Source organism: Sphingobacterium sp. DR205 (genome assembly GCF_011064245.1).
In the GTDB taxonomy this organism is placed as follows: Bacteria; Bacteroidota; Bacteroidia; order Sphingobacteriales; family Sphingobacteriaceae; genus Sphingobacterium; species Sphingobacterium athyrii.
The window spans coordinates 1,725,443-1,738,313 of the sequence record NZ_CP049333.1 but is presented as its reverse complement, the minus strand read 5'-3'; the positions used below and the strand labels follow the sequence as shown (position 1 = coordinate 1,738,313).

The 12,871-nt window shown below is 41.3% G+C and carries 9 protein-coding genes; 1 reads left to right on the top strand and 8 read right to left on the bottom strand.

Annotated features, from left to right (window positions below; genetic code table 11):
• Positions 1–110: 110 nt before the first annotated feature.
• Complete coding sequence (locus tag G6053_RS07305) at positions 111–1,109, bottom strand: DUF6268 family outer membrane beta-barrel protein (protein ID WP_165305986.1); 999 nt, start codon at positions 1,107–1,109, stop codon at positions 111–113.
• 66 nt (positions 1,110–1,175) lie between these two features.
• Positions 1,176–2,018: a helix-turn-helix domain-containing protein gene (locus tag G6053_RS07300; protein ID WP_206531882.1), complete on the bottom strand. Its 843-nt coding sequence runs from the start codon at positions 2,016–2,018 to the stop codon at positions 1,176–1,178.
• Positions 2,019–2,385: 367 nt separating this feature from the next.
• Between G6053_RS07300 and G6053_RS07295 the strand changes: the two genes are divergently transcribed.
• Positions 2,386–3,195, top strand: coding sequence for a helix-turn-helix transcriptional regulator (locus G6053_RS07295; protein ID WP_165305985.1), 810 nt, complete (start codon positions 2,386–2,388; stop codon positions 3,193–3,195).
• Here the strand turns inward: G6053_RS07295 and G6053_RS07290 are convergent.
• The 6 genes from G6053_RS07290 to G6053_RS07265 form a co-directional block, all read right to left on the bottom strand.
• A complete protein-coding gene (locus tag G6053_RS07290; RefSeq protein ID WP_165305984.1) occupies positions 3,192–5,636 on the bottom strand; it encodes a TonB-dependent receptor in 2,445 nt (814 codons plus the stop codon). The two genes, G6053_RS07295 and G6053_RS07290, sit on opposite strands and share 4 nt — an antisense overlap.
• Positions 5,637–5,812: 176 nt before the next feature.
• Positions 5,813–8,011, bottom strand: a complete 2,199-nt coding sequence (locus G6053_RS07285; RefSeq protein WP_165305983.1) for a DUF4838 domain-containing protein — start codon at positions 8,009–8,011, stop codon at positions 5,813–5,815.
• 13 nt (positions 8,012–8,024) lie between these two features.
• Complete coding sequence (locus G6053_RS07280; protein WP_165305982.1) at positions 8,025–9,557, bottom strand: YaiO family outer membrane beta-barrel protein; 1,533 nt, start codon at positions 9,555–9,557, stop codon at positions 8,025–8,027.
• A gap of 4 nt (positions 9,558–9,561) precedes the next feature.
• Positions 9,562–10,998, bottom strand: coding sequence for a glycosyltransferase family 2 protein (locus G6053_RS07275; protein WP_108632710.1), 1,437 nt, complete (start codon positions 10,996–10,998; stop codon positions 9,562–9,564).
• A gap of 24 nt (positions 10,999–11,022) precedes the next feature.
• Positions 11,023–12,159, bottom strand: coding sequence for a HEAT repeat domain-containing protein (locus tag G6053_RS07270; protein WP_165305981.1), 1,137 nt, complete (start codon positions 12,157–12,159; stop codon positions 11,023–11,025).
• On the bottom strand, positions 12,152–12,532 hold the full coding sequence (locus tag G6053_RS07265; RefSeq protein WP_108632712.1) for a response regulator transcription factor: 381 nt from the start codon (positions 12,530–12,532) through the stop codon (positions 12,152–12,154). The genes G6053_RS07270 and G6053_RS07265 overlap by 8 nt, the downstream gene beginning before the upstream one ends.
• Positions 12,533–12,871: the final 339 nt, after the last annotated feature.

The window sequence follows — 12,871 nt, the reverse complement described above, 5'->3', positions numbered from 1 at the left end:
CCACTTGGAATCTAAAATAGCTACGACAACAGAAACAATGTCTTCAACATTCCCTCTACGTTGCAAAGGAATTTGTACTAAATCGCCTGAAGGTTCTTTGGTTTAATCATTTATCTCCTGCCAATACGGTAGCTCAGTGCAGCTTTTCCATATGCCATGTTGGAAATAGAGAAATCATTGACTGTCTTTTGATTGATGTCGAACAGTTCATAACGATTCAAAAGTCCCATACCGCCTTGTACCTGAAGCCAGATTCTTCCTATCAGGCGTTGATGTACCTGTAGGCCACCATGTATAGTGGAGAATTGCGCATAATCGACTTCCTTACCACTGTAACCACGATAATTTTTCAAATTAAATCGAGTCCAATCTATTGACCCCGCTAAACCAACCTGTGTGTTTGCACTCACACTATAAAGCACATTTAATCTGGGCCAATAAAACTGGGCTAACCATTTGTTATTTGGACTCCGATAATCAATTGATATTCCTGGAGTAATTAAAGTCTCGCCAAAGGAATGTAAAGCATGAACACCAAATCCAATTTCGAGATTCGATTCAGCCCCAAATTTTTTCGATACACCAAGTATTCCGTCCAGGATCAGGTCATCTAAGGAGAGCGATTTTTTAAAATCCGTAGCAAGGGTTGGCATTGCTATTCCCAAAATAGACCATTTGCCTGAAATGGGGTGTCGGATAATAATTACTGATTTTATCTCATGAATTCTTTCAATCCGGTTTGGATCTTCTATCGTCTCGTTGCCATAATTGAAATCCATTAAACGATAATTCAGATTACTAAAAACGCTTGTTCTGCCAATTTTTAAAGGAGGAATAGGCAGCCAGGCATCATAGGTCTTCAGTTGAAATTTATTTCCTGAAAGGGAACTTTCTGAAGGCAGATCTTTAAAGTTAGCTTTACCATGGACAGTGGTGGCAATACCGCCAACATCCTGAATGATCTGACTATTGCTTTTATTTGAAAAGAGGAGCGTTAAAATAAAAATACCAAGATATGACCATCTGGGTGTCATCCGGTTTTTACAATAGGAAGTAAATTGGAGGTCAGTTCTGATGCCAAGGTTTCTAATAGCGATTAGTGTTTTCATTTTCTTTGAATTTAATAATACAAAGGTGGACTGAAAACATGCATTGCTTTAAAACTAAACCACTTTTTACTCGGACAAATCTTGCATAAAGGCAATTCTATATTCGGATGGGGTTACTCCGGTTATCTTTTTAAATAGACGCCCGAAATAGCTAGGATCGCCATAATTGAGCTCAAAAGCAATTTCAGAAATACTCTTGGTCAGGTCCTGCAAAAGCAGCTGGCTCTGCAGGACACTAACTTTATTGATCCATTCCTTTGGACTTTCACCGATGGTTTCCTTGACACATCTATGGAGATAGTTTTCAGAAACAGACAGCTCGCCGGCATAAAATAAGACTGACTTATGTTTCAGATAGTATCTGTAAACCAGCTCTTTGAAGTTAAAAGTAATCTCTGCACCCCGATTTATACTTTTATTCAGTTCTTTACTTGAGGTAAGAATTTTCTGTAGTCCTGCCTGCAAAAGAGAATAGCAAACACCAAGATTCGGATTTGGGTAATATATCTCAATGCTCAATAGTTCAAACAGAGATGTTAACCATACGCTACTCTCCTCTGACAGATGAATAATTGTATTCGCAGAAAAGAGTTTAATGAGCTCCTGTTTTGACAACAATTGACTGAGTGTCTGATCTTCAAATAAAATCATGTATCCCGCAGCATCTGGGCTGACCTCCTTTAATGAAGTTACGTTTCCTTGCCTGACAAATAAGATTTCATTCTCTTTTATTGACACCAAATTAGCATCTACCTGTTGTTTTGCGCTTCCCCTTGTAATATGAACAATGAAGTTGAACTCGGGTCTATGTAACGGCGTGGGGACTTTAATGAAACCAGATGTTTTTCCGATATCATGTATCTGAACAGGTGTTCTTAAAATTGCAAAGTCAGTTGACATTTCTGACATAAACTGCCCCCTGAAATCTGTTGGAGTTATTCTCTTTATTTTAGTCACAGCACAAAACTATAGGGTAAATGATATCATGTATAAACTTTCATTAACAAATGAACGGAATTTAGATTTATCATTGTTGTTTTTATTGATAAAATAACTTCATTTTCTATTCTCAAATCATTTTTTTTAAATTCCTCTCCAGACATTATTAAGTCTAAAGGGTTGGGTTCAAGATGCAAAGAATAACTTATGAAATTAAAAATAACAATAAGGAAGTCCTAGCTGGCTACGGTGATGCTTAAGGCCTGATCTAGGACAATTTCCTTCAATACCACAAAACACGAGGATTTATTTTATTTTTACCTTTCAAATGACTTACATGGCTAGCAAAACAATTATCGTAAAAGATAAACTCGAACCCCAAAAATTATTAAAGGTTGTTGCATTTGACAATTCAAAAGCCATAACCAAACCACATAGGCACAATGGATACCTTGAATTGGTGTTTTTATCAAAAACATCTGGAAAACAGCTTATTGACAACTGCAAAAGCCTAGTTAAGACGCCATGTATATTGATTATTCGCAAGGAATCCGTACATTGCTGGGAATTGGAGGTTCCAATCGAGGGCTATGTGCTCTTACTAAAAAAATCTTTCGTAGAACAGAGCTTAGATCTTGAAATCGCAAGGTTAGTCGATGAGATCAGTCAATTTGACATTCTTTACCTAAAAGAAAATAAAGTCATTCCGACCCTTCTGCAATTGCTATCACAGGAAGAAAACAAAATATGTCAGGAGGGATTGTTTAAATCACTTTTAGCTAAAACTCTTGAAAATATTGGCAAGACGGAGCAATCCACATCGGTCTCCAACGACCTGTATGTAAAATTTATTGAGCTGTTAAATACTGATTCGAAAATCATAAACAATGTCGCTTACTATGCAGGCCTGCTCCACACAAGTCCTCAAAATCTGAGTGCAGCTTGCAAGAGAAATGCCAATTACACGGCCTCTCAGATATTGGCAACTTATATTATCAAAGAGGCGAAAAGGCTTATTTTCTATACCAACAACTCAATCGCCGAAATTGCTTTTGTCTTGGGTTTCTCCGATAAATCAAACTTTTCAAAATACTTTAAGCGATACACAAACTTCACCCCTTCCGAATTCAAGAGACAACATAACTAAAATTCTTTTTCGCCAAACTCACTCTTAGGCAGTTTCAAAAGCTGATTCAGCTTATAAAAATTAAAATTGAGGTTAAGCATCAATATATTCTTTTCGTAAATATAATTAGTGGTGGTGAAAAAGTCATTTGAGGATGTCGTAATACGCTGCTCATTGACTCCCCATTTACCAAGTTCAATGAACTGCCATTGAAACTGTGCTTTAATTGCTCCTTTCAAAAAAGCCTTGCTCAGATTAAAGTGGGGGGCGACAAACCTGGAATCCTTTCCCTGTACCGTAGGCCTTTCTGAGAGATAGTTTACCTGCAAACCTGTACTCCAATTCTTGGCCAGATCTGCCTGAACCCCAGCGTTCAGGGAATAGACCCAGTCACTATTACTGTTTGTCTCCTGATAAGTAAGCACTCGTCCAGATATCTTATAACGATACAGGTTAAGTCCACCGTTGACTCTTAACCAAGGGAGAAGCTTTCCCTCCCCTCCCAGTTCCGCCCCCAAACGGGTAGCATAGTCGGCATTGGTAAACACCCGATTGAGTATTGTATCTGCATACACCGAATTGACCCGTTGGATCGGATTTTTCGTGTGTTGGTAGTAGGTGTTTAAGAATATACTTCCTGTTTTTAACTTCTTCACAATACCAGTCTCGACATTAGTTGTAAATTCTGGAAGCAAGTTGGGATCTCCTTGTTCCAATGTCTCCGAGTGTTCGCGTTCGGGTATGGGATTTAGCTCAAAATTATTGTTTCGTTGAACTCGACGGGCAGCAGCAAATTTCCAGGACCAATCCTCGCTGAGGTTATGCATTAAATTGAGCGTAGGATACAATTGGTGGACGGAATATGGATATTCCATCCCGGTATTGACTAACAGTACATCACGTTGATAATATTCATAACGAAGTCCAAGTGACAACTGCGTTCTTTCAAGTTTATGATCATATTGGCTAAAAATAGCATGCACCGTATTATTTGCATTTAACTTTCCTGTAAATTCGGGTATAAGTTTAATTGCCTCACCTGGCTTTTCCGTGGCAAAATATTCAAAGTTACCTTTCTGCCGATCATTTCTTAGTTGATAACCACTCAATAGCTCCCCATGCGACAATTTCCATTGATGTTGGACTGAAATCCGTAGCCCGTTTAAAGGATTGGTATAATTGTTATTTGTCCATTGGACAGTATCAATCCGATGTTCGATATTCGCGTTCTTGGTCGATCCATATATATTGGCGTATTCATAAATAGCACCTGCCTGCAATAAATGGGTATCACTAAACTTGTACTTATAATTGAAATCGATAAGATAAAATTCTCCCTGTTTATTCTGCAGATTGGAGTTGAAATAATTTATTTTTGAAAGTTCTTCACCTGTTGATGGACGAACTGTTCGATTTGTATAATCGATATCGGCCAGTCGGTCCTGAAATTTCCGGGATGCCAACATACCTAAGTTAATTTGCTGTTTCTTTGATAGTTCATATGAACCATTCAATCTGAGACCAAAATTATACTTGTCAAAACTCCGTTCGCCTTTAGATGGAAAGAACGTCTGCCGGTCGCCAATAATGGTATAAACGCTACCTTCTCTGAAACCAGCATTGTCGTTGCGCAGATAATTGGCCGAGCCGCTCAATTCGAGCTTATTTTTTTTTAGCTGAAAGGAGATATCTCCACCAAATCGTTTTTGCCTCCTCTTGTTCCCATGATTATCTATACTCGGCAATCCACCTTGGAGATTAACTATCCAAGCAAATCCATCCGATGAAGCTTTTTTCGTCCTGAGATTGATAATCCCTCCTTTGCCATCAGGATCAAATTGAGCTGAAGGGCTGGTAATATACTCTACATCGGTTACATCATTAGCTGCGATCTGGCTTAATATTGTCGCAGGATCTAGCAAGGAAGGTTTACCATTGATAAGTACAATAATGCCCGTATTCCCGCGCATGCTTATATTGCCATTCCCATCCACAGCAGCCGAGGGTAGATTTTTCACGATATCCAAAGCTGTACCGCCAACAGCATTTCCATACTGACTAGCCTGATAGCGCTGCCTATCAGCGGAGTGCTTCTGCGCAGCAAGCTCTCCGGTAATCTTTACTTCGGTCAACCGCTGATCCGTACTGACAAGCGCGATTTCAGCTAGATTGGTCTGGCTTCTACCATCGAAGTCCACTACTAGTTTTTTCTGGCGGTAACCAATAAATTTAACCACAATAGCATATTGTCCTCTTTTCAGATCGAAAAATCGGAAACCACCTATCGAATCCGCAACCGCACCATCGACAACATGACCATCCATATCGAGGACAGCGATAGTAGCAAAAGAGATTGGCAAACTTGAGATAGAATCCTTTATACTTCCAAAAAGCAAGGATTTTTGCGCATGCACTACTGTTAGCGTAAATAAAAGGTAGAATAGAATAAAAAATCTTTTCACGGGTGTCTAAGTTTCCCCAAAAATAGAAAAGTTAATAAAGATGGTGTACATACCTGAAAATTATACCACAGTTTTTTCAAATCGACCTTAATCTTACTGAAACAAAATGTTATACCTGGCATTGCTATCTTTAAAATCGAATAAGAGTGGACGTCTGAACCATCTTCATTCTTATGTTAGTCCACCCAGATTTCATCACAGGCGATAGAGACCTTTCGTGTGGGATGATAGCGCCATTCTGGCAAGGAGGAAAATGGTAAGGCATAAACGCGAATTATTTTAACATCATCCGCTACTGGAGCTTTAAATTTGACTTTCTGCACCGTATAGTCCTCGTCTATTTCTTCAATTTTAGAGGAAAGTAACTCCTTAAAATTTTCACCATCTTTTGAAGCCGTGATACGGATCTCTTTTGGAATAAAAATCCAATGCCGTGCATCCTGAAGGAAATTGAGTTCTATAGCCTCCACCTTTTTTGCCTTTTCGAAGTTAAAGGCAATCTCCATAGGTTCTCCAGTCCATAAGAGCCAATTATAGCTATAATCCAGATAGCCGGGGACACGATCAGTCAGGGTCTGCATACCGTTGGCAGGGAATGAAGGGTCAAAAGGGTATTTCATCGTCATTTTTGCTTCAGCAGCTTTATTCACACGTACTCCTGTGCTAAATATCTCGCTCCATTCTTTCGCATATTGGTTGGGTGAGGCACCGCCCTCGGCAAGTTCAGCTACGCCGAGTTTCTTGGCATCTTCAACAAACTGTTGCAGTTTGCGCTGTACATTCGGCCTTACGTGCCACTCTCCATTCTCGTTGCTAAATATCCCATGTTGCCGTGGTCCATAAAACCGGGCCTGTTGTAAATAGGTATAATCCAGACCTAGTCCCAACCGTCTGATACGTTGTTCCAATACCAGGTTGCCTTCACTCCATATTTCAGCCTTTTCCAGTAATGTACTATAGTGATCCATTTGCTCCGGACTTAAATAATCCTTCCTATTATCAATGGGATTTCCATAGATCGATAGCGCTGATGAGGCAGCAGGCAGAGCCTTTCGCCGAGCATTGAGGTAGGCTTTGACAGCTTGACCGGCCTTGCCATAATAAGCATTTACAAATTCATCCGTAAGCTGTTCTTCAGAGATCGTATTGTCCCACAACAGGTGGGCCAGAATATAAGCATTTAGTTCAGCCATATCACTATAGCTAGCACCCCCACCCTGCAAAAACACGCCCTCCACGCCTTGCTGTTTTAAATAACCCAGACTTTTTTGCAATGTTCCCTGAATAGGAAAAGGAACCAGATAATTTGTAAACTGTGTTAAATAATCCCATACAAAGACATGTGCAGCTTTGGATTTCCAATCACGCAGCTGCCTGCGGAATGTCGCTGCAGAAGGTTCGTTGCCAATATCACCTTTACGAAAAGCATCAATATTGCTTAATATCACCGAAACATTATTCGCCACGCGTAGATGGGCGGGGGCATTCGCTGTCTGTAAGTATGCGAGCGTTGTAAATTGCTTATCCGGAAATTTAGCGGCTACTCTATTCACAAAATAGATCAATGACCCCTGGGCTCCGCCTTCGCGTTTATCAATCGCTTGACAGCGATCACAGGTGCAGCTACCAATGTCATCATTTTGCGCTATCGACCAGTATTTAGCTTGCGGATTTTCAAGCATTCTTTGCCTGAAATATGCAACGGTATGTTCAAAAACAGCTTCGTTGGAAAGGCAGAGCTGGGTAGCTTGTCTTTTCCCATGATACAGCGAGTAGTATTCGGGATGTTCTTTAAAATACACGGATGGCGGTAATATCTTGTTGAAGGTGTGTCCCCAGTCGCCCCATTTTTCTTCTAAATTATGCAGCCCATACCAGTCCAAATATTCCTGATCCAATTCGATCGGGAAATAAACTTCGCGAAACTGGAAGTTAGGTTTCGCGAAAACGTGAAAATCGGCATCCACCACTAGCGAAGACAACTCGGGAACGAAGGTATTCTCCCTACCGGTATACCATTTCTTTGCACCGATAATATCTCTCACGTAACGGTAAGCGCCATAAAGAACCCCTTTTCCACTACCTTTAATATACATATTAGCCCCTTTAAACTGTATTGAATAGCTGTCTTCCGGGTAGCTTTTGCTTAGTGGCACCTGCTCCAGTATAATTGCCGGCCGATCCTGTTCCCGGGCCTGCAATTCAAAGCCTGTCCCCGTGCTCAATAAGGTAAATTCGTTGATTACCGCTGCTGCTTTCAGCAGGGCCGAGTTGTTTTGGTCAGTACGGATAACATAATTGGCCACACCTTCATTCACCAATGTAATCCGTTCTTTAGCCTGAGCGATTGTTGTGAAAAAAAGCAGCGCTAACATATACTTCCACATATTAAAAATATTTCCTTAATGAAAGATTCAGATCATACTGATTGATAAATCTGTTTTCAGCCACCTTATAATAACTCCATCCACCCATAAGCGTAAATCCCCAGCTTTCGATACGATGTTGCCATCCGGCGTTGACTGATCGTGACAAAAAACCAAACCTGTTGTTTAAAAATTGGTACCGAGAAGGATCATCCGGAGATGTTCCGATATTAGCAATGACGGTGACATAAGAATTAGGCTTTTCGCTATTGTAATAGTGCCTTACTGCCAGCGAGTAGGCCTGATTCCAACGCTGTTCATCATGCAACAAAAATCCCCGGAGATAGACAAAGGTCGGCCCAAGATACCGGCCTACCGAGGCCACCATGCCATAGTTGCCGGTATGGTCTGCCGATCGCACGTAACGCCCGCCTACATCAAAGAGCCAGGGGCCGGCCTCCCGATAAAGACTATATGCCGCCCGCCATGTCGGAAATACTGTTCCATCGGCCCAAGACAAATGATGATAGGCATATATTTTTGCGCTATAATTCAACCAAGCATCCAATCCCACCTGATACCCTTTTTCTCCTCTTCTGTTTCCATAGTTAAACTGACCAATGAACATACCCTTTGTGCCCACTTTCTTCCCATATTCCACTCCAGAAATAAAGAAGTGTCCGTTGGGCCTATCTTGTGCGCTTTGGGTATGATTTAAGCCAACATAGAAGCTATAGGGTAAATTTTCCCGGTAGACTTTTGCCTGTTGGCGATAACGTTCCACTTGCGGTGATTGCCGCGACAGTCGTTGCATATAGGTCAGAGCGGTCTGATAATCTTTATTTGCAACAGCGATATTCGCTAACTGTTCTTGTATAAACACGGTACTATCCCCTTTATCCCAAAGCATCTCATAGCCACTTTTGGCTTTATTATAGTCGTTAACGGACATATAAGCACTGGAGCGGAGGTATAAATACCGGTTATCGCCAGCATCTGCCCGCTGCATACTGTCCGAAATTGATATGGCTTTTTGCAGCTCTCCACGTGCAATACATTTTAGGCCTTCTTTGTACCAATTGTCGATGTTATTGTTGACAGCATTTCGCATGCTCCTAGCTTCATATTCCCGGTAAGCAGCTGCCAGCTCCATATCATCAGGAAATCGCGTGCGTGCCAGCTGCCAAACTTTATCGGCTTTGTCTAGATCGCCTTTCGCTTCATACAATAATGCTAGGGGCGAGTAGCAGTCTTTATACTTCGCATCATTTGCCATTACCTTTTCGAAATACGGAACAGCCCAATCTCCCCGGCCCATCTTTTGATAACTCAGTCCCAAAATATAGTTAAAATCGGTGTACTGCGGGTATTTTGCCAACACGGTGCGGCTCAGCATAACCGACTGATCAAGCTTTCCCTCATGCAGATAGCTGATTGCCTGCGGTACCAAACTATCCACATCGCATTTTTTATTTTGCCAGATCACCTGTGCGGAAATGGTATATGCTAACAAGGATTGCCAGAAAACGACCATCAATATCAATAATTTTTTCATTGCTCTATTTTTTAGTCCCATTCGGTGATAAGGCTGTTAAGGTACCTTTGCGTTTCATTTCTCCCCAGGCATGTTTTTTACCGAAAAGCTCCTGTATATATCCTTTTATGGAACTGTACACAATGATCGGATGATATATAAAAGGTTCTAAAAATACAGTAAGGCATAAGCGGACAATATCCTCCCTGCGCTTGTAATACTTATAGACATAATTGTCCAACAAGATCGAAAAGCTGGTTAAAAAAACCGAAAACGCATATACGAAAATCAGTAACAGGATGGCCATCTGCCAATTGATACCATTTGTCAAGATCAGGTAGATATAAAAGAAAATACCCAGAATTTCCATAACCGGCGCGAAGAATTCAAAAATGGCATTGTAGGGAAATACGACCAGCCCGAACCTTTTATAGCTGGGATTGAAGAAAGCCCTGCGATGGGTGCGCATGATCTGCATCAAGCCCCTAGCCCACCGGATCCGCTGTCGGGTCAGCATTTTAAGGCTATCCGGTCCCTCAGTCCAGCATAATGTCTGGGGAATATATTTGACCTCATATTTTTCGTTATTGTCGCACATCTTCATACACATCCTGGTCACCATCTCCATATCCTCTCCTAGGGATTTTGGGTCATACCCACCCGCCATGATAAGAATTTCCTTGTCAAATAAGCCAAGGCCACCAGATACATTGGGGATACAATTCAGGTAATTCCATCCCATTTTACCGAGAAGGTATGACCGGATATACTCCATCTCCTGAAATCGCGCCAAGATGGGTTTAGGTAAGGCTGCTTCGACCAACATCCCTGAGTCCACATAGCTTGAATTGGACATCCGTAAAGTGGCCCCCACGGCGATGACCCGTTCTTTAGCGTCCAATACCGCCTCCATCAGATATACCAGTGTATCATTGGCAAGCACGCAGTCAACATCTGTATTCAATATATACGGAAAAGCCGCAACGTTTATCCCTGCATTGACCGCATCAGCCTTGCTTCCACCGTTTATCTTGTCAACGACAGTCAGGTGTTTATGGGAAATATCACGCGATTTATAAATGGCTTTAATTTCCTTACAGGGAACCAAATAATCGACCAGAAAATCGACCGCTACCAGATCAAATTCTTTGATCAGTTTTGCCAAAGTATCATCCTTACTTCCGTCATTAACGATAACCACCTCATATCGCGGATAAAACAGCGTCATCAATGAACGCACGTTATTAACGATAGTCACTGACTCATTATAAGCAGGTGCGACAATACTTACCCCTGGCGCAATTTCCGATTCCATCAGCGTCTGGACATGTCTAGAACTGTGTTTTTGGAGATTCCTACGAATTGATAGCCATGACATGCGAAACAGCATCACATATACGACCAGCAGCAAAAGACAGTACAATCCAAAAACAAACTCTACTGAAGAAATAAAATGTGTCATATCAAACCCCTTCCTTTTAACTCTTTAAATGTAATGGACCATTGGGTGATTAACATAGCGGATGAGTTTACTTTCTACGCGATCCACCTGTTCATCTATTTTTCGCAAAAGCGGTATACTGTAAGGCCTTTGAGCGACCAATGAGCGATAAGCATGTTTTCGCAGGCTTAATGGCAAATTGCTGTCCATAAACAATCGGTTCAGAAAATCAATGGACTTTCCTTGTCCGACACGGCCGAGTGCCTTTAGTATTTCCAGCTTGGCTGCCAAGCTGCTTTCCTCTGTATATAAATCCTGCAATCGCTCCTCACTATCCTTAGCCAATAGCTTTCCCAACGAGTTAATGGCTTTTAAAGCAGTTTTTGATTCTTTATTGGCAGTAATTAATGCCCAGAGCCCAGCTTCGTTTAACTCCTGATAGTAGACCATCAGGTCCATGAACAAGCTGTTAACGGCAAAGGACTTTGACACATTCAACCATTGCGAAAACATATAGTTACCGTAATAGTCTCCCTGAACAACCGTCTGAAAGATATCGAGCGCCTGAAGCTGACTGATCCCAATTAGTCCTTCAAATACCCTGTCAAAGGCCTGTTCGCCTTCTACTTGCAGGAGGTATTTAGATGCTGCGACACGGATTTCAACCTGAGGGCTTTTGAGCAGCTGATCCAGGATCTTTTCCTGAATGGGTACCTTCATCAAGGCCAAATTGGCCAGAGATCCCACTGTTGTCACCATGTTTGCGGCCGAATGTCTGATTTCATATTGCGCTTCTTTATCAAAGCCCAACTCATTGAAAAGACGCCGCAGACTCTGCCCTTTCTCTCCGCCGACGGTAAAGATAAACTCGTGTATAATATGCCGGACCACATTACCTACGAGCTTATTATGCAAGTCCAGTCCCAATTTATCCACAGGGAAATGACTGGCCCTGTTGTTCACCAAAATCTGCTCATAGATAAAATCCCTTAATGCCGGATAGATACGGGAATAGACATTCCGATATCGATAATCACGGTAATAAAAGAAGGCGATGCCAATTAGACAAATAGTCCAAAACAACACGCTCAAAAGCAGGGCTACGGTAACAAGTACCGCCCAGCCGTCACCTTCAAAAAAGGCGCGAATATCACGGATGATATGTACCAATGTGCTAAGCATGGCCAATTCTCAAACGTACACGTGAAATCAGCTCGGTTGGCGATATAGGCTTTTTCATATAATCGTTTGCCCCCACTTCAAAACCCTCAACAATACTGTTGTCGTCGTGATAGCCCGAAATAATTATAACCGGTACCTGATTATTTGTATTGCTCTTTCTGATCCGGTCTATAATTTCAAAACCATTGGCAAAGGGTAGTGCCAGATCAGTAATGACCAGATCAATTGATTCGTCCGAGACCAGAGTAAGAGCTTCCTTGCCTGATTTGGCTAGGAGTAGATCATACCCCTCACGTAAAAGAACAAATTGCATGGTGCCCAACAGAATCTCATTATCTTCGACAACAAGGATTCTCTTTTTTTTGTCCCACATAGTGTGTTTATATTAGTTTTTCATAGTGAAACAAAATTTGATAAAAAAAAAATCAATCTCTGTAGTGGAAGCACTACAGACTCGTTTAATGCATTTAAACTGCATTAATCACAAAAAACAACCAATAAAATGACATTAAAAAGACAATAGAAACAAAATTTGTATCAACTTCTAATTGAGCTATTATATAAATTTAAACTCTTAGGATCAATCGCATCAAAATTGCTATAAGTCAACTCCGCTCCGCTTTCTGCCATATCACTAGCGCTGTTTCTACCTAACACTCAGCGCTATATTGTCCTAATTTGGCCTTGTAAAGTCAGTAGATGAACAATACGG

Excerpts from the sequence above, each read along its gene's own strand:
- G6053_RS07270 (WP_165305981.1), bottom strand. The coding sequence starts at position 12,159 with ATGCTTAGCACATTGGTACATATCATCCGTGATATTCGCGCCTTTTTT.
- G6053_RS07265 (WP_108632712.1), bottom strand. The coding sequence starts at position 12,532 with ATGTGGGACAAAAAAAAGAGAATCCTTGTTGTCGAAGATAATGAGATT.
- G6053_RS07275 (WP_108632710.1), bottom strand. The coding sequence starts at position 10,998 with ATGACACATTTTATTTCTTCAGTAGAGTTTGTTTTTGGATTGTACTGT.
- G6053_RS07300 (WP_206531882.1), bottom strand. The coding sequence starts at position 2,018 with ATGTCAGAAATGTCAACTGACTTTGCAATTTTAAGAACACCTGTTCAG.
- G6053_RS07280 (WP_165305982.1), bottom strand. The coding sequence starts at position 9,557 with ATGAAAAAATTATTGATATTGATGGTCGTTTTCTGGCAATCCTTGTTA.
- G6053_RS07285 (WP_165305983.1), bottom strand. The coding sequence starts at position 8,011 with ATGTTAGCGCTGCTTTTTTTCACAACAATCGCTCAGGCTAAAGAACGG.
- G6053_RS07305 (WP_165305986.1), bottom strand. The coding sequence starts at position 1,109 with ATGAAAACACTAATCGCTATTAGAAACCTTGGCATCAGAACTGACCTC.
- G6053_RS07295 (WP_165305985.1), top strand. The coding sequence starts at position 2,386 with ATGGCTAGCAAAACAATTATCGTAAAAGATAAACTCGAACCCCAAAAA.